Genomic DNA, 21,458 nt, shown 5'->3' on the forward strand with positions numbered 1-21,458 from the left:
ACTGAGAGGAAGGCGTGATGCCACGCGGAGCATGGGAGCGACAGACATGACGAACTCGAGCGTCGACCCGGTCCGGCCGAGCACCCTCGCCCAGCTCACCGCGCTGATCGGGACCGTGCTCGGCCCCACCGACTGGCACGAGGTGACGCAGCAGCGAATCGACGCCTTCGCCGACGCCACCGGAGACCACCAGTGGATCCACGTCGACCCCGAGCGGGCCGCCGACGGCCCCTTCGGCACCACCATCGCGCACGGGAACTACAGCCTCTCGCTCGGCCCGTTCTTCACCGGGCAGCTGATCGCCTTCGACGGCTTCGCGCACGCGCTCAACTACGGCTACAACAAGGTCAGGTTCACCGCGCCGCTACCGGTCGGGTCCCGAATTCGCATGCGCGCCACCATCACCGCGGTACACGAGATCGCCGGGGGCGCGCAGGTCCTGAACAAGCTGACCTTCGAGCGGGAGGGCGCGGCAAAACCGGTCCTGGTCGTCGAGGCGGTGGGATTCCTCGCGGAGCGCAAGGAGAAGCCTGGCCCCGTGGTGGCGGACGCCCTAGGCTCGGAACGGTGACGACGACGTTCTCGGCCTACATCGCACGCGACCAGGACGGGGAGATCACGCTCGCCCCCGGCACCCTCGACACCGGTGCGCTGCCGCCCGGCGAGGTCACCATCAAGGTGCACTTCTCGAGCGTGAACTACAAGGATGCCCTCGCCGTGACGCCGCGGGGCGGGGTGGTGCGCGAGTACCCGATCGTCCCCGGCATCGACCTCGCAGGCGAGGTCGTCGCCTCCGACGACGACTCGTTCACACCCGGCGACCTGGTCCTCGCGCACGGATACGAGATCGGTACCGGGCGTCACGGTGGATATGCCGAGTTCGCCCGGGTCCCCGCCGACTGGGTGGTCCGGCTCTCGGACCTCTCCCCCCGCGATGCGGCGACCATCGGCACCGCGGGCTTCACCGCGGCGATGAGCGTGCAGGCCGTCCTCGACCGCGGCATCACCCCGGCCGACGGGCCCGTCCTGGTCACCGGCGCAAGCGGCGGCGTCGGCACCGTGAGCGTCGACCTGCTCGCCGCTGCCGGGTTCGAGGTGGTCGCGTCGACCGGCAAGCCCACGGCCGCGGACCTGCTGTCCTCGCTCGGCGCGGCGTCCGTCATCGGTCGGCTGCCCGAGGACCCGGACGCGAAGCCCCGCCCGCTCGGCAAGGCGGAATGGGCGGCCGCAGTCGACTGCGTTGGTGGCACGACGCTCGCGCACGTGCTCAGCACCGTCCGCTACGGCGGCGTGGTCGCGGCGAGCGGGCTGACCGGCGGATCTGCACTGCCGACCACCGTGCTGCCGTTCATCCTGCGCGGCGTCTCCCTGCTGGGCATCGACTCCGTGCAGCTGCCGATCGACAAGCGCCGTGCGCTGTGGGCTCGCCTCGCGAGCGATCTGCGTCCACGGCATCTGACCTCGATCGCGCACGAGGTGCCGATCCGGGACGTCTCCCAGGTGCTGGACCGGGTACGTGCCGGGACCTACACCGGCCGTGCCGTGGTCCGGGTCGACGGCGGATTCTGAGTGCCGAACCGGGCATGACAGGGTGGGTCACGTGATCGACGAACCCGAATCCCGGCAGGCCGACATCGACGCGGTGACCGCGTTCCGCGAGCAGTGGAACCTGCCCGGAATCGTCGACGTGCACACGCATTTCATGCCCAAGAACGTGATGGACAAGGTGTGGAGGTACTTCGACTCGGCCGGACCGTTGACCGGCATGGAATGGCCCATCGCCTACCGGCACGAGGAGGACGTCCGGCTCGACCGGCTGCGCTCCTACGGGGTCAGGGCGTTCACGTCGATGATCTATCCGCACAAGCCGCACATGGCGGCGTGGCTCAACGAATGGGCGGTCGAGTTCGCGGCCCGCAACCCCGACTGTCTGCACACCTCCACCTTCTATCCCGAGCCCGGTGCCGCCGAGTACGTCACCGCGGCGCTCGAGAACGGCACCCGGGTGTTCAAGTCGCACATCCAGGTTGGCGACTACGCCCCGAACGATCCGCTGCTCGATGGCGTGTGGGGCGTCCTCGAGGACGCAGGCACCCCCATCGTGATCCACTGCGGGTCAGGGCCCGCGCCCGGACGCTTCACGGGCCCTGGACCGATCGCGGAGCTGCTGACCCGATATCCCCGGCTGCGTCTGGTCATCGCGCACATGGGCATGCCCGAGTACGCGGAGTTCCTCGAACTCGCCGAGCGCCACGACCGGGTGCTGCTCGACACCACGATGGCGTTCACCGACTTCATCAACGATGCCGCGCCGCTGCTGCCTGCCGACCTTCCGCGACTGCTCGACCTGCAGGAGCGGATCCTGTTCGGCAGCGATTTCCCGAACATCCCCTACCCGTATGCCCATGCCCTGGAGGCGGTTTCTCGGCTCGACCTGGGTGCGGCGTGGGTCAGCGCCGTGTGCCACGGCAACGGTGCGCGGCTGTTCGACCTCTGATCAGAAGAGGGTGAGCGACTCGTCCGATTCGGAGACCTCGAACAGCGTCGGCTCCTTCTCGTTCGGGACGACGGTGTGCGCCGCCACCGACTTGGCTCGCGAGACCTTCTTCGCCGGCGACACCGGCGCGGAGTGCGTCGTGGCCTTCGCCCGCGGGGCGGGCGCAGGGGCGGAAGCGACGGTGGCCGCGACGGCACGAGCGGCCTCCCCGGCCAGCTTGTCCGCCTCCTCGTTGTAGTGGTTGCCGACGTGACCGCGGACCCAACGGAAGCGCACCGGGCCGGTCCGCTCGGCGATCGCCTCGTCGATGGAGCGCACGAGGTCCAGGTTCTTCACCGGTTCGCCGGAGGCGGTACGCCAGCCCTTGCGCTTCCAACCGGACACCCACTCCGAGGCACACTTGATCGCGTACTGGGAATCGGACTCGATCAGCATCGGCTCGTCACCCGGATGGGCCCGGATGGCCTCCAAAAGCGCACGCAGCTCGGCAATTTGGTTGGTGCCCGACCGTTCGCCGCCGGAGCGGCTCGGCCCCATGTGGTTGACCCACGCCCAGCCGATCGCGCCGCCGGGGTTGCGAAGGCAGGAGCCGTCCGTGCTGACGATGATCACGTCCGACACCTTACGGTGGCCCCCCGACATTGCGAAGGGCCCGCGCCGGGTCCGCGGCGGGCACCCGGCCCCTGGCCCGGCTACGCCCCGGTGAACCGCGGCGGCCTGCGCTCGAGCATCGCGGCCACCGCTTCCTGATGATCGTGCGTGTGGTGCGCCAGCGCCTGCATCGAGGCGGACAGCTCGAGCAGGCTCTCCAGGCTCTGGTGCTGCCCCTCGCGGAGCAGCTTCTTGGTCATCCGCAGGGCCTGCGGCGGGTTCGCCGCGACCCGTTCTGCCAGCGCACGGGCGGTCGACAGCAGCTCATGCGGCTCCACCACCCGGGAGACCAGGCCCCACTCGAGGGCGGTCGCGGCGTCGATCGCGTCGCCGGTGAAGGCCATCTCGGCGGCCCGCGCCTGCCCGACCGCGCGCGGCAGGAACCAGGCACCGCCGTCGCCCGGGATGATGCCGAGCTTGACGAAGCTCTCCGCGAAGGTGGCCGTGGTCGCCGCGATCCGCATGTCGCACATGAGTGCAAGGTCACAGCCCGCCCCGATGGCCGGGCCGTTCACCGCGGCGATCACCGGCGCCTCGCAGTGATAGAGCGCCCGGGGGATCCGCTGGATGCCGTGCCGGTAGCCGCCGCGCAGTTCCACGGGTGAGCCGCCGAACATGCCCTCGCGGTCGCGCATGTGCTTGACGTTGCCCCCAGAGGAGAACGACGGCCCGGCCGCGGTCAACACCACCGCGCGCACTGTCACGTCCCGATTGACGTCCGCGATCGCCGCCTCGAAGGCCTCGATCATGTCGGGCTCGGAGATGACGTTGCGGGTCTCCGGACGGTTCAGCGTCCACGTGACGATGTCCCCGTCCCGCGCCACCACGATTGCCTCGGTCACTGCGCACTCCTTCCGGTCGCGGCCAAGGGTAGGCGGTGCGCGACCGTGCGCGTGTCCTACCCCAGGTCGGGTGTGACCCGCGCGCCGTTGGCGAAGCCGCGATAGCCGTGCGCGTCCGCCACCGCGGTGGAGAGCACCTCGCCGTCGTGGGTACTCAGCCCGGCGGCCAGCGCCCGGTCGGCGGCGGTTGCCCGGCGCCAGCCCAGTTCCGCGATCTCGAGGACGTACGGGAGGGTGGCATTGGTCAGCCCGAAGGTGGAGGTACGGGGCACCGCGCCCGGCATGTTCGCGACGCAGTAGAAGACGGAGTTGTGTACCCGGTAGGTGGGGTCGGCGTGGGTGGTCGGACGCGAGTCCTCGAAGCACCCGCCCTGGTCGATCGCGACGTCGACCAGCACCGAACCCGGCTTCATCCGGGACACCAGTTCGTTGGACACCAGCTTCGGCGCCCTCGCCCCCGGCACCAGCACCGCGCCGATCACCAGGTCCGCGCCGAGCACCGCCTGCTCCACCTCGAAGGCGTTGGACACCACGGTCCGCAGCCGTCCGTTGTACCGGTCGTCGAGCTCGCGCAGCCGCGCGACGTTCAGGTCCAGGACGGTGACATCGGCGTGCATCCCGACGGCCATCGCCGCCGCGTTCTGGCCGGCCACCCCGCCACCCAGGATCACCACGTTGGCCGGGCGCACCCCGGGCACGCCGCCCATCAGGACGCCGCGGCCGCCGGAGCTGGCCATCAGGTGGTAGGCGCCTGCCTGGGGCGCGAGCCGCCCGGCGACCTCGCTCATCGGCGCGAGCAGGGGCAGGGAACCGTCGGGGGCCTGCACGGTCTCGTAGGCGATCGCGGTCGTCTTCGCCGCGATCAGCGCGTCCGTGCACTCCCTCGAGGCCGCCAGATGCAGGTAGGTGAACAGCACCAGGTCAGGACGCAACCGCGAATACTCTTCCGCGATGGGCTCTTTCACCTTCAAGAGCAGCTCCGCGGACGCCCAGACATCGTCGGCGTCGGCCAAGATCTGCGCGCCGGCCGCGCGGTAATCGGCGTCGGCGAAGGAAGAACCGGCACCGGCCTCCTGCTCGACGAACACCTGGTGGCCGCGGGAGACGAGTTCGTGGACGCCTGCGGGTGTGATGGCGACCCGGTACTCGTGGTTCTTGACCTCGCGGGGGATTCCGATCCTCATGACACTTCCTCGGGTTTCGGGGGCGGTTCGGTGTGGGTGAGCGTGATCGACGCTGGGTCAAGTATGAATTTTCCTCGATTCCATGCACAGATTTGTGCTGATAATTCTTTAGAATCGGCACATGGTTGCGGAATCTTCGACTCAAGGCACCTCACGGGGTGCCCGCCCGAACGATGTTCGGGCGGTCAGGCTCGACGAGATCGATCACGTCCTGCTCGCCCAGCTCACCCGCGATGCCCGCACCCCGAACAACGCGCTCGCCGACCTGGCCGGGATCGCGCCCTCCACCTGCCTGGCCCGGGTGCGCGCGCTGGTCGAGAAGGGCGTCATCCGGGGCTTCCACGCCGACATCGACCCGGCGGCCCTCGGACGGGACCTCGAGGCGATGATCTCCGTCCGGCTGCGCGCCGACGCACGCCCACACATGGCGCAGTTCGCGGAACGGATGTCCGCGACGCCCGAGGTGCTCGACGTCTACTTCATCGCGGGAGCCGACGACTACCTGCTCCACGTCGCGATGCGCGACACCGGCGCGTTGCGCGACTTCGTGCTCGACCACCTGTCCGCGCGCCCGGAGGTCGCGGCGACCGAGACGATCCTGATCTTCGAGCACATCCGGCCCAGGTCGGGCCGGTAGCTCATGGCAGCAGTCTGTCCAGGAAGCCGTTGCTGAAGATCCGGTGCGGGTCATGCGCGTTGTATGCGGCGCGTGCCGTGTCCCAGTTGTCGCCGGAGGGCACCCCGTCCCGGTAGGTGTCGGGGATGACGGAGTCGATGGACGGCCCGTCGGAGTGCCCGGCCCGGTCGGTGAACGCCCAGCCCTTGGCCCATTCCGGCCGGAACGTGGCGTAGTCGCCGCTGTAGTTCTCCCTCATGAACAGTTCCATCTCGCGGAAGTACGCGGCCTGGCCCGGCGTGCCGGGCACGCCGACCACGTTCATCCAGATGGCGGTGTCCCACTCGGGGTGGTCGGGTCGGGGACGCAGCGCCGAGATGGTCGGCGCACCAGCGCTTTCCACCGTCACCTCGCCTTGGTCGTCGAGCCCACACAGTCGCACCTCGAAGGGCCCGTTGATCGGATACCGGCCTTCGGCCCGCAGTTCCTGCTGACGCCGGTGATGCCAGCCGGTGAACTCGTTGATCACCCGGGCGATGTTGGACCTGCGGGTGATCACCACACCGCCGCCCGCGTTCATCCGCAGGGTCGTCGCGCGGAGGTAGAACAGCACGTCCTTGGACCAGCCCCACAGGTCGGCGGTCCCGGTGGTGCCGAGACCGGACGCGATGGTCGCGAACTGCGCCTGCCCGAACAACGGTGTGGCGCTGCCGATCCCCCTGGTGATCAGCCCGAGTGGATCGGTGACCGCCTGTGGGAGGTTGTCCGAGTACCAGTAGTTGTAGGGCCCCGTGACCTCCCGGGACTGCGGCGGCTTGACCGGGGTTGGCGTCCACACCTTGAGCCACGGCGTCTCGGTGAAGGGGAACCAGATCGCCTCGACACGACCCGAGCGGGCCACGTAGCTCTCGAAGGTCCGGCCCGGTGACCCTGCCGGGGCGAACAGTTCGCGCCACGGGATGTCGGTGACGGACTCGCAGCGGAGCCGGTAATTGGGTCCGGCCTGCAGCGTCACCGAGGTGACGAAGGACCGGCCGAGGTGGGTGAGCAGCGGCCGGATGGCCGCGTCGGCCCTGCTGAACTCCCGCAGCTCGTACCGACCGGCAGCCTCGTCCCAGACCACCGCGGTCATCGCGGTCACCAGGTTGCTCAGCGACCCGAACGATGCCCCCGGGAGCGCGGATTCGCCGTCCGCGGGCAGCGTGGCCCCGTGCGCGTCGATCGCGAGCACCCCCGCGATGGTGAGCCCACCGATCGCGGGTGCGTTGGCCCAGCCGAGTCCGTGCGCCTGCAGCTCGGTGAGGATCGTCTCGACGGTGGCGCCCGCGCCCGCGGTGACCGTGGCACGACCCTCGGCGGCGCCGACGGCGTCGACCGCGATGGCGTTCAGTCTCGCCATGGTGTCCACCAGCAGCACCCGGTCGACGTTCTGGCCGGCCTCCAGGGTCAGCGGGCTCCACCCGTGCATGGTCCCTCGCGGCCGCAGTCGGTAGCCGTTGGCGTGTGCCCAGTTCGCGAGCCGGACCACGTCCTGCGCGTCCCGGGGCGTACAGGTCCAGACCTGGTCGAAGCGGATCTCCTGTGCCCAGTTCTCGTAGCCCTGCTGAACGAGGGCGATGCCGTCGGGGAAGTCGGGCGGTGTGGGCAGCGTCGCCCTGGCGTCGCCGAACGGGATCGCCTGCGCGGGCGTCCAGCCGAGTCCGGCGAGGGCGGCTGACCCCGCCACGGCGGTCAAGAAGCCTCTGCGCGAGACGCCCCCCGTCTGTTGATCCGAACGACCTGCGGTCATCGACTCTGTCCCCTCTCTCTGTGGTGGCGCGGTCGGCGCGCCGGAGCGAGGACCAAGTTAGAACATGTTCCCGTCACTGTGTCGGGAAACGTGAATCGGTCCGGGGAATCCCGGATCCCCCGACCCACCCCGTGGTCTACTTGAACCCGTTGGAGACCTGCGATGACGGGCATTCTCGAGGAGAACCGATGGCCGAACTCGACATCAGCGACGAGCCTTCGACGGTGACGCCCCGGAAGCCCCGGCGCGGCTGGCCGGTGTTCACCGTCATCGCGATCGCGCTCATCGCCTTCCTGGCCGGCGGCGTCGGCGGCTCATTCCAGGGCAAGCTCGCCGAGGTCCAGAAGAACGACAACGCCAGCTATCTGTCCGCCTCCGCCGAATCGACCATCGTCGCCGACGAATCCGCGAAGTTCGTCACGGTCGAGACCATCCCGGGATTCGTCGTGTTCCACCGCGACGGGCCGTTGACCGAGCAGGACAAGGAGTCGATCGCCGACGCCGCGACGGCGGTGACGCAGGTTCCTGGTGTCGACAAGACTGGCATGGCCCCGGTCCAGTACTCCGAGGACGGCACCACCGCGGCCCTGTTCGTGCCGCTGGTGGCCAAGTCCGACGGCACGCAGGTCCAGGGCGATGTCCTCGCCGAGACCGAACAGCATGTGATGGACGCGGCCCGCTCGGCCGCCGCCGCCGAACTCGAGGTGCTGCCAGCGGGCCCAGGCGGGCTACTCGTGGCGTTCATCGACGCCTTCCAGGGACTCGACGGCGCGCTGCTCGGCGCGGCCCTCCTCGTGGTGATCCTGATCCTGCTGGTCGTCTACCGCTCCCCGGTCCTCTGGATCTTCCCGCTGCTGTCCGCGATGCTGGCGCTCGGCCTCTCCTCGATGGTCATCTACTTCCTCGCCAAGCAGGACATCCTGACGCTGACCGGCCAGAGCCAAGGCATCCTGATGGTCCTCGTGCTGGGCGCTGGTACCGACTACGCGCTGCTGCTGATCGCGCGGTACCGGGAAGAACTTCACGCGTACCCCAACCGGTTCGACGCGATGATCCGGGCCTGGCGCGAATCGGCTCCCGCGATCACCGCTTCCGCGGTGACCGTCATCCTCGGACTGCTGTGCCTGACCTTCTCCGAACTGAACTCGAACAAGAGCCTCGGTCCGGTCACCGCCATCGGCATCGCCTGCACCTACCTGGTGATGATGACGTTCCTCCCCGTGGCGCTGGCGACCGCCGGCCGGTGGGTGTTCTGGCCGCGCGTGCCGCACGTCGACCACGCCGCCGATCTCACCGCGCACGGCATGTGGGGCCGGATTTCCACCGCTGTCGGCAACCGGGCCCGGCCCGCGTGGATCGGCACCACCGTGCTGTTGATCGCGCTGTGCGCCATCGGGATCGGCAGCCTACAGACGGATGGGCTCACCTCAACCGAGAACTTCACCAACAACCCCGAGGCCGCCCAGGGTCAGGCGATCTACGATGCCAAGTTCCCTCAGGGCACCGGCGCGCCGGCCGTCATCATGACCGACGCCGACGCCGCCGAGCAGGTGATCGCCGTCGCGGGCGGGGTCGAAGGTGTCGCGACGGCCCCGGGTTCGGTGTGCCTGCAGATCGACTACGCCAAGGTTGCGGGGCTGAACCTGGGCACCGGCGCCCCCGCGGCCGCGCCGACCGGCTGCCCGCCGCCACAGCTGACCGTGCAGCCGATCGACGGCCGCACCGTTGTCACCGCCACGCTCGCGGACTCCTACGACTCACCGGAGGCGTTGGAGACCATCGAGCGGCTGCGCACCGCGGTGCACGCCGTCCCCGGCGCCGACGCCCTGGTGGGCGGGAACTCCGCGGCCACCCTGGACGTGCAGACCGCCTCGGTGCACGACAGGAACCTGATCATCCCGATCGTGCTCGTGGTGATCTTCCTGGTGCTCGCCATCCTGCTCCGGGCGCTGCTCGCGCCGCTGATCCTGATCGCCACCGTGGTGCTCTCGTTCGCAGCCACACTCGGCGTGTGCGGGTTCTTCTTCACCCACGTGTTCCATTTCGCAGGCGCCGACCAGGCCTTCCCGCTGTTCGCCTTCGTGTTCCTTGTCGCGCTCGGCATCGACTACAACATCTTCCTGATGACCAGGGTGCGGGAGGAGTCGCTCACCCATGGAACCCGCTCCGGGGTGCTACGCGGGCTGGCCGTCACCGGTGGCGTGATCACCTCCGCTGGTGTGGTTCTCGCCGCGACGTTCGCGGTGCTGGGTGTGCTGCCGCTGGTGTTCCTCGCGGAGATCGGGTTCGCGGTGGCCTTCGGCGTTCTGCTCGACACCATCATCGTGCGCAGCGTCCTGGTTCCCGCCCTCTCCTATGACATCGGCAAACGAATCTGGTGGCCGTCGGCGCTGGCGAAGGCCGAGGACTGAAACGCCGAGGACGTCCTAACCGACATCTTGCGGTATCGCGTGTTTGAATGGCGGTCGGAGAGTGCAGATTTCCGAAAGCCCCAACACGGATACGGGTCCTAGTCCAGACTGAACCCCGTTCGTCACCTCCTGCGGGGGAGGAGCCGTTCGTCCAAAAGGAGTGTCATGTCGTTTCGTTCGCCGTCTCTGCTCGCCCGCAGGATCCTCGCCGCCACCGCCATCGCCGCGGCGGCGGGCGCCGTCCTGCCCGCCACGGCGAATGCCGACGTGACACCGACCACGCTGGTGAACGGCGTGCTCTCGACCGTCGGCGGCTGCCAGACACCCTCTCGCGATGCGATCCTCGCCTGCACCCGGTTCGAGACCCTGACCACCCAGTTCCCGGTGGTCCTCGACCTGAATCCGTTCGGCACCAACATCGTGGCGCTCGGCGCGGGACTGTTCCCCAACGGCACGATGCGGCCGGTGCTCGAGTCCCGGATGCAGGCGACCCTGCAGGTCGCCCACCGCTACCCGCTGTCCCCGATCATCGTCAGCGGCGGCGTACCGCAGAACGGGATCACCGAGTCCCGCGCGATGCGCGACTGGCTGATCGGGCACGGCATCCCCGCATTCCGGATCACCGAGGAATACACCTCGCGCTCCACGGTCGAGAACGCGCGGAACACCAACGCGATCCTCGCTCAGCGCGGCGCCACCAGCGCCGTCGTGGTCACCTCGCCGGACCATCTGCAGCGCGCCATGGTCGACTTCCGAGTCGCAGTCGGCGGACGCATCCCGATCGCGGGCGTCGTCGCTCCCTGACCGTCAAACGAGTTTCCAGGATTCCGCACCGCGCCCTCGGCGCGGGTGGGAACCTGAATCGATGATCGCAATTGTCGATGGCGGACTGGGTGATCGGTGATGGCGCGGCCGGTACGGGTGGTGGTGCTGGGGGCCGGCTCGTGGGGAACCACTGTCGCCGGCCTCGCCGCGCGGAACACCCCGACGCTGCTGTGGGCCCGCGATCCGAACACCGCCGATGAGGTCAATTCCGAGCATCGCAATTCCCGCTACCTCGGCGACCGGGCCCTTTCGCCTGACCTGCGCGCGACCTCCGATATCGCCGAGGCCGCCGACGAGGCCGACGTCCTGGTGGTCGGGGTGCCCTCGCACGCGGTGCGCTCGACGCTGAGCGAGATCTCCAACGGGGTTCGCGCATGGGTGCCGGTGCTGTCGCTGGCCAAGGGGCTCGAGCCCGGGACCAGGCAGCGGCCCACCGAGGTGATCGCCGAGTGTCTGCCCGGTCATCCGGTCGGGCTGCTGGCCGGACCGAACATCGCAAGGGAGATCGTCGACGGCCTGGCCGCAGCCTCGGTGGTCGCGACCCAGGACGACCGGGTGGCCACCGCGCTGCAGCCGCTGTTCGCCTCGCCGGTGTTCCGCGTCTACCGCAACACCGACGTGCTCGGCTGCGAGCTCGGCGGCATCCTCAAGAACATCGTGGCGATCGCCGCGGGCATGGCCGACGGCCTCGGGGTCGGGGACAACACCCGGGCGATGGTGCTCGCCCGCGGGCTCGCCGAGATGACCCGGCTCGGCGAGGCGATGGGGGCCAACCCGCGCACGTTCGCCGGACTCACCGGCGTCGGCGACCTGATCGCGACCTGCATCAGCCCGGCCTCCCGCAACCGCCGCGTCGGCGAGGCGCTCGCCCGCGGGCTCACGATCGAGCAGACCCTCGCCGAGCTCGGTCAGGTCGCCGAGGGCGTCAAGACGGCCCCGACCGTGATGGAGCTGGCCCGCGACTACGACGTCGAGATGCCGATCGCCGCTGAGGTCGAGGCGGTGGTCGCAGGCCGCCGCACCCCCGCGGAGGCCTACCGCGGGTTGCGGCGGGTGACCCCCGGCGACGAGGACGACATGGCCTGAGCGGCAATGGCTCCGGATGGACCCATTGCCGACCGGCCGCGATCGGCTAGGAGCCGCTCGGTCCGAGCAGCCCGATCTTCACACCCATATCGGGCCATTCCTGGGCAGCCTGGCCACTGACCTCGATCGCGGTGCCGCTGTCGAAGACGTCGATGTCGAACGAGATGTCGGTGCGCACGCGGTAGGTCACCTCGAAGGTGACGGTCTTGTTGCCCGTCGCCGAGACGACCCAGCCGACATCCTTGGATACGGCGAGGCGCCCGTTGGCCTCGGCGGGGACGACACCCTCGGTCTTCATCTGGCCGTCCTGCCACGAGGTGACGGTGGCGCTCCCCGACACGTAGCTGAGGGCGAACGGGAAGATGTCGGCGATCTTGTTGATGAGCCGGTCCGGTCCGCCGGTGGCCGCGATGGTGGTCCGATAGGTGACCTGACCGGTGGTCGCGATCTTGTTGCTGCCGACGACGGCCTTGGTCACCGCGAGATTATCGGTGGTCACCGTGGCGGAGGCGGGCAGCTCCTGACCGTTCGAGCTGGAGCCCAGATCCAGCTGAGCCGGTCCCCCCGCCGTGGAGCCGAAGTCGAACAGGTTCGGTGCGGCCGAGGCGGCGCCCGCGCCGAGGGCCAGGGCGCCGCTTGCGAGGAGGGCGGAGGCGGCGACTGCGGATACGAGGCGGCTCATCGTGGGACGGGACATGCGGGATCTCCATTCGTCGGGGACAGACTCACGACACCTCGGTACCGCTGAGACCCAGGACCCGAACGTGCGTCGCGCCATCGTATGGACCGACACCCACGTTCGCGCAGGATTTCGAAAACTACTGTCGCACTTGATAAATCGTTAGACAAAACAAGGGCCGTCCGGAGTATCCGGACGGCCCTTTGCTCAGGCGCGTGCGACTAGCTGCCGACGACCCCGCGCAGCACATCCACGACGAAGCCCGTCGGGTTCTCGACGATCGCGGATCCCGCGGAGCCGCTGGTGCCGCCCTCGCCGTCGGACGATCCGAGCCCGAGCTCCGAAGAACCGGTGGCGACCGCCTCACCCGGGTTGAGAGCACGGATGGTGGCGCTCACACCCATCGGGTTGAAGGTCTGGGTGGTCGCGAAGCCCGACACGTCGAAGGACACGCCACTGTCGGGCGCGGTGCCGATCTGCGCATTCTCCGGCACCAGGTAGGTCACCTCGAAAGTGACGGTCTTGCTGTCGGTCTGGGAGATCGCCATCCCGGTGCTGGGCACCGAGACCGTGTTGTTGTTGACGTCGACCTCGGGCGTCACGTTTTCGGTCTTCACGCCGCCGACGAGGTGCCAGGCGGTGAGCTTCGCGCTCCCGTTGACGTACTTGAAGCCGGCCGGGTGGAAGTCGGTGACCCGGTTGATGAACCGATCGGGATGGGCGGTGGTAGCGATGGTGGTCCGGTAGGTCACCTTCTGCCCCGGCGCGACCGTGCCGTCACCGACGACGCTCTTGGTCACCTTGATGTTGCTCGTGGTCTTGGTGGCCGAGTAGGGCGCCTGGGCAGCCGCAGCGGTACCCGCGCCGATCGCGAGACCACCGGCGATCAGTGCCGTGGCGGCAACCACAGACGCGATGCGACGCATCATGGGACGGGACATTGAGATCCTCCGATCGAGTGAAACAGGGGACACGAGGGGCGACGCCGAAGGGCTGTCGCCCGGGCCCGGCACAGGGCCGGTTCGCGCGTAGATACTTATATGAACAAACGTCCAACTATTTAACTACATATGGACAAGCGTTCAATTTCGCGGGGCGATTCTCTGCCACAGTTGCGTCATCGCGGTTTCGCCTCTACATTCGGACCCCATGAAGCGCATCAAGCTCGTATTCCGCCCGTAGCGGGGTCTGATTCGGACCGACCCCTCGCTGCGGGTCGTCGAGCTATCTGTTGGTCCTTCCTCTCCATCCAGGAAGACCGCTTCAATGAACTCTCTTCAGGCATTCGCCTCGCACGCCGCCACCACCCCTGCGTCTGACCCGTTCGCGCTGCGTTTCGGTCTCCCGCTCCCCCGCGCCCTGCGCACCGAGGCCGCCGGCATGAGCTGGCGCACCTTCCTCGCCACCTACTCGCCGACCGGCGGTCCGATCCGCTTCGGCCGATGGTCCGCACATGCCCTCGGCGCCGGCCGCTCCGAGTTCCGGGCCACCCTCGCCCTCGGCGACACCATCCACCAGGCAGAGGCCACCGCGGCCGGGCCGATCGCGGCGCTCACCTCGATGCTCTACGACGCAGGCCTGCCGATGGAGATCCTGTCCTTCCACCAGCTGAAGGTCGGAGGCGGCCGCACCGCGACCTTCCTGCTGTGCGAGCACGACGGGCGCAGGCATTGGGCGGCAGGCCTCGCGGACACCGCGACGGAGTCGTCCGTCGAGACGATGATCGCGGCCGCGAACATCCTGCACGGCTAGCGGTTCAGGGCATCTCCACGGTCTGCGCGCGGGCGACCTCGCCGATCGCCCGCCGGATGTAGCCCGACCCCGGCGCGTCCGCGGCCGCGAGCAGGTCCGCGATCACCAGGGTCGCGTACCGGGGCAGGTCCGCGCGGGCGAGCGGGCGCGGGTCCTCGTCTGGGTCGGTCAGTCCCAGCGCACCGGTCAGCACCACGACGAGCACCGACACGTCCAGATCGGTCACCCACGACGCGGCGGACCGGGCGCAGCGCTCGAGCACGGCCTGCACGTCGTCACCGGTCAGACCGTCGGGATGCAACTCCTCGAGCAACTCGCGCACGATCGACGCGTGCACCACGGTGACCTGCTCCTGATCGAGGGCGGCGAGCCGGGCGGATGCCTCCGCGAACGGCTCGGGTTCGGCGGTGCGGGCCGCGGCGACGGCAACGTCGGTCGCATCGGCGATCTCACGGGCGGCGGACGGCCATTCGGTGGGCCACATCGGGTGGTTCTGCTCCTTCGAATTCGTTGTGGCGGCACCATGTTCCGGTACCGCCACACTCCTGGAGTCCAGAGTGATCCGACTCAGTTCAGCTCGGCGCGCATGAGGAAGACGTTGTAGTCGGACCACGTCGAGATGGTGAAGTACAGGTCGTCACCTGTCGACCAGGGGTGGATGAAGCCACCGTACAGCTCGGGGTACTCGGTGACGCTGACCAGCGGCGCCGGCTCCGACCACTCCCCCTGCGGCGAGTCGGATTCACGCAGCACGATCGCGGTCCTGGCGGTGTCCAGATAGACCATCTGCCAGACCCGCCGGACCTCGTCGTACCGGACCGACACCTCGGCCACCGGGCCGCGCACCACCGGCGTCGCGGCCGCCTGTCCACCGACCGGCGTCCAGACCCCGTTCTGCCAGTACTGGTACGCCGACGTGTTGAGCACCTCCCCGACCGGCACCCGGGCCAGCCCCAGGTCGCCGAGCCGGGTGTTGGGGGTGCCGAACATGTAGACGTACTCGCCCTGCGGGACCATCGCACTCACCTGGAAGTTGGAGAGCCCGAATATGTTGTCCCACCGCGCATACGGATCCTTGGCCCAGGTCTGGCCGTGGTCGTCGGAGTAGGCGATGCCGCCGTGATTGGTGAACCAGGTGCCGGGGATGCTGTTCCACGTGCGGATGGACATATAGCTCATGTACTGCCGCTCACCGATCGCGAAGCCCGAGGTGGGAATGGTGGTGATCTCCACGTTGTCCAGCTTCCTGCTGCTGAGCAGCTCCGCCGCGTGACAGCGATCGTCCTGCACCATGGAGTCGAAACTCATACCGTCAGAAAGGTTCTCGTCGCTGCTGAAGGCAAGCACATTGCTGCGCCAGTCGCCGCCCTGGCCGCCAGGCGGGTGGAAGCCCCGGCCGACGGTGTCGCCGAACGCGACGGCGACCTCGCCGGGCGCGCTCTCCCACATGATGCCCAGATCGGTTCCGTTCACCTGCCAGCGCTTGTCCGTGCGGTTGATCGAGCCGGCACCCGTCAACTTCGCGACCCGGGTGACCGCGCCGACCTCTGGGATGGGGCGCGGGGCCGCGTGCGTCGCCGCCTCCGTCGGCGGGAACACCGGAACCGGCGCGACCGCCTGCTGCCCTTGATCCGGCCCGGGGACCGGAATGCCCAGGTGAAAAGGCTGGAACTTGAAACCGATCTCGGGGATCCGCAGCGCCTTCAGCAGCGTGTCCGGGCCGGCGGGCGCCTCGTCGGTCAGGTCCGGGCAGGGATCCGCACAGGGGTCCGACGGCAGCGCCTGCGCGGGAATCCGGGTCGGGGTGGTCGTCGGCGCCGGAAACGGCACCGCGGTGACCACCGGCAACGGCACCGGGATCTCGAGCTTATCCGGCAGCAGCGCCGCCGTGGTGGTCACCAGGTCGGCGGCACAGGATCCGCTGCCCTTCGCCCCCGCTCGGTCCGAACCCAGCGGAGCCGCGACGGCATCCGGTTTCTCCGCATAGACCACCGCACAGGAACCGATCACCACGGCCGCGACCAGAACGGCAAGCCTGCGTGTCAAAGGCACCTCCGCGTTGAGCTCTGCTCGGGCCCGCAGACCCGCCACCCGGGCTGACCACGTTGTGGTCGGAATCTAACATCGACGTGCGGGAACTCCGTGTCTCCCGGGCCGGGTGTCGACGGAATAGGCCGCCACCCCTACGCTGGCTGGACCCGAATCGAGGTGAACGGTGTCACAGTCCAACCATTCGAGTCCCGTCGGTCCCTACGCGTCGGGACCGCCCCCGGCCGCGCTGTCGGTCCACATGCCCGACCTCAACAAGTTCGGCCCCGCCCAGCTGTGGCGCGCCCTTGTGGTCGGGGTGGTGATCATCGCCTGCGCGGGGTACGCGGTGCTCACCAAGCCGTTCCTGCGGCGCGGCGAGACCTGGGCCGACGCCGCGTCGGAGGGTGTGGTCAACGCCTTCGAGGCGCTGGGCCCGACCTTCGTCAAACTCGGGCAGCTGATGGCTTCCTCCTCCGGGGTGTTCCCTGCCCCACTCGCCAACGCCTGCCTGCGCTGTCTCGACGACGTGCCGCCGGTGTCCGCGCAGAAGGCGAGGGAGGTCATCGAGGGCGACCTCGGCGGGCGCGTCGACGAGATCTTCGCGAGCTTCGACGACGAGCCCCTGGCCGCGGCGTCCGTCGCGCAGGTGCATGCCTGTGTACTCCACGACGGCCGCGAGGCCGTGATCAAGGTGCAGAGGCCTGGCATCTATCACCGCATGCTCGTCGACCTGCGCACCGCGTACGGCGGCGCCAAACTGCTCGAGCGACTCTTCGAGTTCTTCCGGATCGCGAACGCGACCGCCATCATCAGGGACCTGCACGCCGCCACCATGACGGAACTCAACAGCGCCGTCGAGGCCGACCGGCAGACCCGGTTTCGTGACGCCATCTGGTCATTCGGCGACAACAAGGGAGTGACGGCGCCGGAGGTGTACTGGGACTACTGCGGCCCGCACGTGATCTGCATGGAACGGCTGCACGGCGTCCCCCTCGACCGGTTCGTCCCCGACGCCGATCACGACACCACGATGCTGATCCGGCGCGGCGTCAAGGCGTGGATCGAGTCGATCACCGTCCACGGCCCTTTCCACGGCGATGTGCACGCGGGGAACCTCTGGGCGCTCGACGACGGCCGCATCGCCTTCCTCGACTTCGGCATCGTCGGCGAGCTGCCCGAGGTCTGGCGGTCGATCCTGCGGGACATGTTCTACGCCAACCTCATCGACGGCGATTTCGCACGGGTGGCGCGCGGCATCCGCGACCTCGGCTACACCGCGGACATCGAGGCAGGCGACGCCGAGATCGGCATGCAGGTGGCCGCCGTCCTGGCCCCGGTGTTCACCAATGACCTGGCCGAACTGAACCTCGGCACGCTCATCATGGCGCTGGTCCAGCTCGGCAAGCAGTGGGGAGTCGCCAGCCCGGAGGAGCTGGTCCTGTTCGGCAAGCAGCTCGGCTACTTCGAGCGGTACGCCACCAGGCTCGCCCCCGGATGGGTGATCGGCAAGGACCCCTACCTGTTCCGGAACGTCTTCCCCGAGGCGGTGGCCGAGCGGGCCGCGGCACTGGGCGTCGAGCTGCCCGAGGAATGAGCCACCGGGCCGCGAGGAACCCGTCGCCGGCCCGTCAGACCCCACCGAGGCGCCGCCGGAGCGCGATCGCGTCGAACGGTGCGCGACCGCGCGCGTCGTTGTCGAGATAGACGTACACGTCGAGCCCGTCGGCGCACCAACCCCCGATCCGCGTCGCCCATGTGTCGAGGACGTGGTCGCCGTAGCCGCTCGCATAGAGCTCGGTGTCACCGTGCAGCCGTACATACATGAAATCGCTTGTGCACCTGTCGAATATCGGGTACCGGCCCGCTGAGTCCGCGACCACCAGGGCCACCCCGTTCTGCTCGATCAGCGCTACCGCCTCCGGGTCACCGAAGCTGCTGTGGCGCGCCTCGAGGGCATGCCGGACCGGCCTCGGCGCATCGGCGACGGTGAGCACACCCCCCTCGGGCACCTTGTCGTCGTGGCGCCCGGCGAGCTCCGCTGCCGCCATCGTGGTCCGCGGCAGCGCGGCGAGGAACGGGGCGAGGCGGTCGGCGTCGAATGCGAGCGTGGGCGGAAGCTGCCACAGGATCGGGCCGAGCTTGGCGTGCAGCGCGAGCGGGCCGGACGCGAAGAAGTTGGCCAATGCGGTGTCGACGTCGCGCAGGCGCTTCATGTGCGTGATGTAGCGGCCGCCCTTGACCGCGAACACGAATCCGTCGGGCGTCGCGTCCCGCCACCGGGCGAAGGAATCGGGCGTTTGCAGCGCGTAGAAGGATCCGTTGATCTCGATCGACGCCATTCGGGACGCGGCGTACGCCAGCTCCCGCCGGTGCTCCAGGCCGGCGGGATAGAAATCGCCGCGCCAGCCGGGATACGCCCATCCGGAGATCCCGATGCGGACTTCCGCCATGAGCCGAGCGTAGATCCGTCGTCGTTTCCGCGATACCGCACCGGTCCCCGGCCGGGAGGAGGACGATGGATACGCCCCAGAAACCGAGCCGAGGGACATCATCATGCCCAAGTACCTGTGGCAGGTCGGCTACACGCACGATGGCGCACAAGGCCTACTCACCGAAGGCGGATCGCGACGCCGCGACGCGATCGTGCAGGCGGTCGAGAGCGTCGGCGGGACCGTCGAGAGCTGCCACTTCGCGTTCGGCGGCCACGACCTCTACGTCATCGGCGAGGTGCCCGACGAGGTTGCCGCGGCGGCGCTGAGCATCCGCACCGCCGCGAGCGGCGCGGCCCGCACCGTGACCGTCGCCCTGCTCACCCCCGAGCAGATCGACGACGCGGCCAAGCGCCCCGCGACCTACCGACCCCCCGGGAGCTGACCTCCGTGCCGCGTGCCGTGTGGGCCTACATCCGGCGCGCACCGGGCACGTTCATCTGGCTGGCAATCCTGCTCGCGACGACCGTGGTGAGCCGCCACCTGGCGCCGGACCTCCTGACCGACGTGCTCGGCAATCGGTCGACCAACCTGCACCACCTGGCCGAGGACCCGATACGGGTGCTGATCACCAGCGCGTTCTGGCTCGCGGGCGGCGGCTGGATCACCTACTTCGTCGTCTACAACGTCTTCCATGTGCCGGCCGAACGCTGGCTCGGCACGCTTCGGTGGCTCGTCGTCGTGGTGATCGCGCACGTCGGCGCCACCTACATCAGCGAGGGCGTCCTGTACTGGGCGATCCAGCACGGTCGCGCCCCGGAGTCCGCGGTCGATACCCTCGACTACGGAGTCAGCTATGCCCTCGCGGGCGTGGTCGCTGTACTGACGTATCGGATCGCCCCGCCATGGCGGTACGTCTACCTGGCCGGCGTGCTCGTCTTCTATGCGGTGCCGCTGCTCGGCGGCGTCACCTTCACCGACGTCGGCCACCTCACCGCCGCACTCCTCGGACTCGCTTGCTACCCCCTCGTACGGGCCCGCCAAGAGGTATGGGACCCGATCGCGACCGCGCGGGCGGTCGACCGGCGGATCCGCCGGCGAGGGTGACGCCCCCGCGTGGTCGTCAGCTCACCGCGTCCAGTAGCACGCGTGCGGCATCGCGGGCCTGCCGGGCGGGCAGCGGTGAGCGGGCGATCGCGGCGGTCGCCATCGCGCCGTTCGCGAGGATCGCGAGCTGGTCGGCCAGCGGCGCCGGTAGGCCCGCGGCGGAGACCAGCTCGCGCAGGCACTCGAGCAGTGCGGCCTTGTTCGCCTTGGCGATGTCGGCGACGGCCTGGTTCCCCCCGCCCAGCTCGCCGAAGGTGTTGATGAAGGTGCAGCCCCGGAAGTCCTCCCGCCGAAACCAGTCGTCCAGGTAGTCGAAAACGCCGAGGACCCGGTCACGGGGATCGTCGATCGGCTCCAGGAACCGGGCCAGCTCCTCCCGCACGACGAGGTCGCGCCTGCGCAGCACCGCCTCGACCAGCCGGTCCTTCGCCGGATACAGCCGGTAGAGGCGCTTGAGGGAGACCCCGGACCTCGTGCGGATCTCGTCCATCCCGACGGCCTGCACGCCGCGCTCGTTGAACAGTGCCTCGGCTGCGTCGAGCAGCTGGGTGTCAGCGGTATCCGGATCCATCTCTCACCTCGACACTTGCGCGGAGAACCATCGTTCTCTACTGTACACGCCATGAGGGAGAACGCTCGTTCTCCCTAGAGAGTCAGGAGCCACCATGTCCAGCTTCGACACCCGCCACCGCACCGCGACCATCGACGGACTCGAGGTCTTCTATCGGGAGTCCGGCCACCCGGACAACCCGACCCTCGTTCTCCTGCACGGGTTTCCGAGCAGCTCACACATGTTCCGGAACCTGATCTCCGAACTCGCGGACGAGTTCCACGTTGTCGCGCCCGACCACATCGGCTTCGGGCGCTCCTCGATGCCCGCGGTCGACGAGTTCGACTACAGCTTCGACCGCCTCGCCGAGATCACCGATCAGCTGCTCGGCCGCCTCGGCATCGACCGCTTCGCGCTCTACATCCAGGACTACGGCGCACCGATCGGGCTGCGGATCGCCGCCAAGCACCCGGAGCGTGTCACCGCGCTGATCACTCAGAGCGGCAATGCCTACCGGGAGGGATTCACCCCGTTCTGGGACGTGCTGTTCGCGCACGCGCAGAACCGCGCGGAGCACGAGCCCGCGGTCCGCGAACTCCTCGAGCTCGACGCGACGCGATGGCAGTACACCCACGGCGTCCCCGCCGACCGGCTGGACCGGATCGCGCCCGAGACCTGGTTGACGGACCAGGCGGGCCTGGACCGGCCGGGCAACAAGGAGATTCAGCTCCAGTTGTTCTTGGACTACCAGTTCAACCTCGACGGGTACCCCGCCTTCCAGGAGTACTTCCGGACCCATCGGCCGCCCACGCTGGTCGCATGGGGCCGCGGCGACGAGATCTTCGGCCCCGCAGGCGCCGAGGCGTTCGCGACCGATCTCCCCGACGCGGAGATCCACCTGCTCGACGCGGGCCACTTCGCGCTGGAGACCCACGGACAGGAGATCGCCGAGCTGATCCGGGACTTCCTCCGTCGAAACCTCTGATCCCGCAACGCCTGCAAGAAGGAG

At 69.1% G+C, this 21,458-nt stretch carries 22 protein-coding genes; 12 read left to right on the forward strand and 10 right to left on the reverse strand.

Annotated features, from left to right (window positions below):
• The first annotated feature begins 46 nt into the window (after positions 1–46).
• The 3 genes from C8K38_RS21785 to C8K38_RS21795 all read left to right on the forward strand — a co-directional run bounded on the left by C8K38_RS21785 (position 47) and on the right by C8K38_RS21795 (position 2,497).
• Positions 47–571 (forward strand): MaoC family dehydratase, encoded by a 525-nt coding sequence (locus tag C8K38_RS21785; protein ID WP_097213484.1) that lies wholly within the window; start codon positions 47–49, stop codon positions 569–571.
• Positions 568–1,569: an oxidoreductase gene (locus C8K38_RS21790; RefSeq protein WP_097213485.1), complete on the forward strand. Its 1,002-nt coding sequence runs from the start codon at positions 568–570 to the stop codon at positions 1,567–1,569. Before C8K38_RS21785 ends, C8K38_RS21790 begins: the two co-directional genes overlap by 4 nt.
• Before the next feature lie 64 nt (positions 1,570–1,633).
• Positions 1,634–2,497 (forward strand): amidohydrolase family protein, encoded by an 864-nt coding sequence (locus C8K38_RS21795; RefSeq protein ID WP_257017714.1) that lies wholly within the window; start codon positions 1,634–1,636, stop codon positions 2,495–2,497.
• Here the strand turns inward: C8K38_RS21795 and C8K38_RS21800 are convergent, their stop codons facing one another.
• The 3 genes from C8K38_RS21800 to ald all read right to left on the reverse strand — a co-directional run bounded on the left by C8K38_RS21800 (position 2,498) and on the right by ald (position 5,174).
• Entirely contained in the window at positions 2,498–3,109 is a 612-nt protein-coding gene (locus C8K38_RS21800; RefSeq protein WP_097213542.1) for a ribonuclease H family protein, read from the reverse strand.
• A gap of 80 nt (positions 3,110–3,189) precedes the next feature.
• The gene (locus C8K38_RS21805; protein ID WP_097213486.1) at positions 3,190–3,990 is read right to left on the reverse strand and encodes a crotonase/enoyl-CoA hydratase family protein; all 801 of its coding nucleotides are present in this window, start codon (positions 3,988–3,990) and stop codon (positions 3,190–3,192) included.
• A gap of 56 nt (positions 3,991–4,046) precedes the next feature.
• Positions 4,047–5,174, reverse strand: coding sequence for an alanine dehydrogenase (gene ald / locus C8K38_RS21810; protein WP_097213487.1), 1,128 nt, complete (start codon positions 5,172–5,174; stop codon positions 4,047–4,049).
• Between the two features lie 121 nt (positions 5,175–5,295).
• Between ald and C8K38_RS21815 the strand changes: the two genes are divergently transcribed.
• Entirely contained in the window at positions 5,296–5,811 is a 516-nt protein-coding gene (locus C8K38_RS21815; RefSeq protein ID WP_097213488.1) for an Lrp/AsnC family transcriptional regulator, read from the forward strand.
• 1 nt (position 5,812) lies between these two features.
• Here C8K38_RS21815 and C8K38_RS21820 read toward each other — a convergent pair whose 3' ends face one another.
• Positions 5,813–7,579 carry a cholesterol oxidase substrate-binding domain-containing protein gene (locus C8K38_RS21820; RefSeq protein ID WP_097213489.1) on the reverse strand — a complete coding sequence of 589 codons (1,767 nt, stop codon included), beginning with the start codon at positions 7,577–7,579 and terminating at the stop codon, positions 5,813–5,815.
• Between the two features lie 188 nt (positions 7,580–7,767).
• On the opposite strand from C8K38_RS21820, the gene C8K38_RS21825 reads away from it, so the two are divergent.
• The 3 genes from C8K38_RS21825 (at position 7,768) to C8K38_RS21835 (ending at position 11,901) form a co-directional block, all read left to right on the forward strand.
• Complete coding sequence (locus tag C8K38_RS21825; protein ID WP_097213490.1) at positions 7,768–9,990, forward strand: MMPL family transporter; 2,223 nt, start codon at positions 7,768–7,770, stop codon at positions 9,988–9,990.
• Positions 9,991–10,155: 165 nt separating this feature from the next.
• Complete coding sequence (locus C8K38_RS21830; RefSeq protein WP_077040051.1) at positions 10,156–10,794, forward strand: YdcF family protein; 639 nt, start codon at positions 10,156–10,158, stop codon at positions 10,792–10,794.
• A gap of 99 nt (positions 10,795–10,893) precedes the next feature.
• Entirely contained in the window at positions 10,894–11,901 is a 1,008-nt protein-coding gene (locus C8K38_RS21835) for an NAD(P)H-dependent glycerol-3-phosphate dehydrogenase (protein WP_097213491.1), read from the forward strand.
• Between the two features lie 46 nt (positions 11,902–11,947).
• Here the strand turns inward: C8K38_RS21835 and C8K38_RS21840 are convergent, their stop codons facing one another.
• Together C8K38_RS21840 and C8K38_RS21845 are read right to left on the reverse strand one after the other, a co-directional pair.
• The gene (locus tag C8K38_RS21840; RefSeq protein WP_219912804.1) at positions 11,948–12,598 is read right to left on the reverse strand and encodes a hypothetical protein; all 651 of its coding nucleotides are present in this window, start codon (positions 12,596–12,598) and stop codon (positions 11,948–11,950) included.
• A gap of 203 nt (positions 12,599–12,801) precedes the next feature.
• On the reverse strand, positions 12,802–13,521 hold the full coding sequence (locus C8K38_RS21845; protein WP_257017710.1) for a hypothetical protein: 720 nt from the start codon (positions 13,519–13,521) through the stop codon (positions 12,802–12,804).
• A 325-nt stretch (positions 13,522–13,846) separates the two neighbouring features.
• On the opposite strand from C8K38_RS21845, the gene C8K38_RS21850 reads away from it, so the two are divergent.
• A complete protein-coding gene (locus tag C8K38_RS21850) occupies positions 13,847–14,332 on the forward strand; it encodes an alpha-isopropylmalate synthase regulatory domain-containing protein (RefSeq protein ID WP_097213493.1) in 486 nt (161 codons plus the stop codon).
• A gap of 4 nt (positions 14,333–14,336) precedes the next feature.
• Here the strand turns inward: C8K38_RS21850 and C8K38_RS21855 are convergent, their stop codons facing one another.
• Together C8K38_RS21855 and C8K38_RS21860 are read right to left on the reverse strand one after the other, a co-directional pair.
• Positions 14,337–14,816, reverse strand: a complete 480-nt coding sequence (locus C8K38_RS21855) for a hypothetical protein (protein ID WP_097213494.1) — start codon at positions 14,814–14,816, stop codon at positions 14,337–14,339.
• 83 nt (positions 14,817–14,899) lie between these two features.
• Positions 14,900–16,378, reverse strand: a complete 1,479-nt coding sequence (locus tag C8K38_RS21860) for a DUF4185 domain-containing protein (RefSeq protein ID WP_097213544.1) — start codon at positions 16,376–16,378, stop codon at positions 14,900–14,902.
• Positions 16,379–16,622: 244 nt separating this feature from the next.
• On the opposite strand from C8K38_RS21860, the gene C8K38_RS21865 reads away from it, so the two are divergent.
• Entirely contained in the window at positions 16,623–17,957 is a 1,335-nt protein-coding gene (locus C8K38_RS21865; protein ID WP_097213545.1) for an ABC1 kinase family protein, read from the forward strand.
• Positions 17,958–17,991: 34 nt separating this feature from the next.
• Here the strand turns inward: C8K38_RS21865 and C8K38_RS21870 are convergent, their stop codons facing one another.
• The gene (locus C8K38_RS21870) at positions 17,992–18,813 is read right to left on the reverse strand and encodes a DUF72 domain-containing protein (RefSeq protein ID WP_097213495.1); all 822 of its coding nucleotides are present in this window, start codon (positions 18,811–18,813) and stop codon (positions 17,992–17,994) included.
• A 103-nt stretch (positions 18,814–18,916) separates the two neighbouring features.
• Here C8K38_RS21870 and C8K38_RS21875 point away from each other — a divergent pair, with 103 nt between their 5' ends.
• Both C8K38_RS21875 and C8K38_RS21880 read left to right on the forward strand, forming a co-directional pair.
• On the forward strand, positions 18,917–19,237 hold the full coding sequence (locus C8K38_RS21875) for a GYD domain-containing protein (protein WP_097213496.1): 321 nt from the start codon (positions 18,917–18,919) through the stop codon (positions 19,235–19,237).
• Positions 19,234–19,899, forward strand: a complete 666-nt coding sequence (locus C8K38_RS21880; protein ID WP_097213546.1) for a rhomboid-like protein — start codon at positions 19,234–19,236, stop codon at positions 19,897–19,899. Before C8K38_RS21875 ends, C8K38_RS21880 begins: the two co-directional genes overlap by 4 nt.
• Before the next feature lie 16 nt (positions 19,900–19,915).
• On the opposite strand, the gene C8K38_RS21885 is transcribed toward C8K38_RS21880, so the two are convergent.
• A complete protein-coding gene (locus tag C8K38_RS21885; RefSeq protein WP_097213497.1) occupies positions 19,916–20,470 on the reverse strand; it encodes a TetR/AcrR family transcriptional regulator in 555 nt (184 codons plus the stop codon).
• Positions 20,471–20,564: 94 nt separating this feature from the next.
• On the opposite strand from C8K38_RS21885, the gene C8K38_RS21890 reads away from it, so the two are divergent.
• Complete coding sequence (locus C8K38_RS21890) at positions 20,565–21,434, forward strand: alpha/beta fold hydrolase (protein WP_097213498.1); 870 nt, start codon at positions 20,565–20,567, stop codon at positions 21,432–21,434.
• Positions 21,435–21,458: the final 24 nt, after the last annotated feature.

It is taken from the genome of Rhodococcus sp. OK611 (assembly GCF_003050885.1).
Classification (GTDB): domain Bacteria; phylum Actinomycetota; class Actinomycetes; order Mycobacteriales; family Mycobacteriaceae; genus Rhodococcus_G; species Rhodococcus_G oryzae.

What these genes read in the sequence shown, in the direction of transcription:
- C8K38_RS21875 (WP_097213496.1), top strand. Translation starts at nt 18,917, where the DNA reads ATGCCCAAGTACCTGTGGCAGGTCGGCTACACGCACGATGGCGCACAA.
- C8K38_RS21830 (WP_077040051.1), top strand. Translation starts at nt 10,156, where the DNA reads ATGTCGTTTCGTTCGCCGTCTCTGCTCGCCCGCAGGATCCTCGCCGCC.
- C8K38_RS21845 (WP_257017710.1), bottom strand. Translation starts at nt 13,521, where the DNA reads ATGTCCCGTCCCATGATGCGTCGCATCGCGTCTGTGGTTGCCGCCACG.
- C8K38_RS21835 (WP_097213491.1), top strand. Translation starts at nt 10,894, where the DNA reads ATGGCGCGGCCGGTACGGGTGGTGGTGCTGGGGGCCGGCTCGTGGGGA.
- C8K38_RS21890 (WP_097213498.1), top strand. Translation starts at nt 20,565, where the DNA reads ATGTCCAGCTTCGACACCCGCCACCGCACCGCGACCATCGACGGACTC.
- C8K38_RS21885 (WP_097213497.1), bottom strand. Translation starts at nt 20,470, where the DNA reads ATGGATCCGGATACCGCTGACACCCAGCTGCTCGACGCAGCCGAGGCA.
- C8K38_RS21850 (WP_097213493.1), top strand. Translation starts at nt 13,847, where the DNA reads ATGAACTCTCTTCAGGCATTCGCCTCGCACGCCGCCACCACCCCTGCG.
- C8K38_RS21825 (WP_097213490.1), top strand. Translation starts at nt 7,768, where the DNA reads ATGGCCGAACTCGACATCAGCGACGAGCCTTCGACGGTGACGCCCCGG.
- C8K38_RS21855 (WP_097213494.1), bottom strand. Translation starts at nt 14,816, where the DNA reads ATGTGGCCCACCGAATGGCCGTCCGCCGCCCGTGAGATCGCCGATGCG.
- C8K38_RS21815 (WP_097213488.1), top strand. Translation starts at nt 5,296, where the DNA reads ATGGTTGCGGAATCTTCGACTCAAGGCACCTCACGGGGTGCCCGCCCG.
- ald (WP_097213487.1), bottom strand. Translation starts at nt 5,174, where the DNA reads ATGAGGATCGGAATCCCCCGCGAGGTCAAGAACCACGAGTACCGGGTC.
- C8K38_RS21785 (WP_097213484.1), top strand. Translation starts at nt 47, where the DNA reads ATGACGAACTCGAGCGTCGACCCGGTCCGGCCGAGCACCCTCGCCCAG.
- C8K38_RS21820 (WP_097213489.1), bottom strand. Translation starts at nt 7,579, where the DNA reads ATGACCGCAGGTCGTTCGGATCAACAGACGGGGGGCGTCTCGCGCAGA.
- C8K38_RS21865 (WP_097213545.1), top strand. Translation starts at nt 16,623, where the DNA reads ATGCCCGACCTCAACAAGTTCGGCCCCGCCCAGCTGTGGCGCGCCCTT.
- C8K38_RS21840 (WP_219912804.1), bottom strand. Translation starts at nt 12,598, where the DNA reads ATGTCCCGTCCCACGATGAGCCGCCTCGTATCCGCAGTCGCCGCCTCC.
- C8K38_RS21870 (WP_097213495.1), bottom strand. Translation starts at nt 18,813, where the DNA reads ATGGCGGAAGTCCGCATCGGGATCTCCGGATGGGCGTATCCCGGCTGG.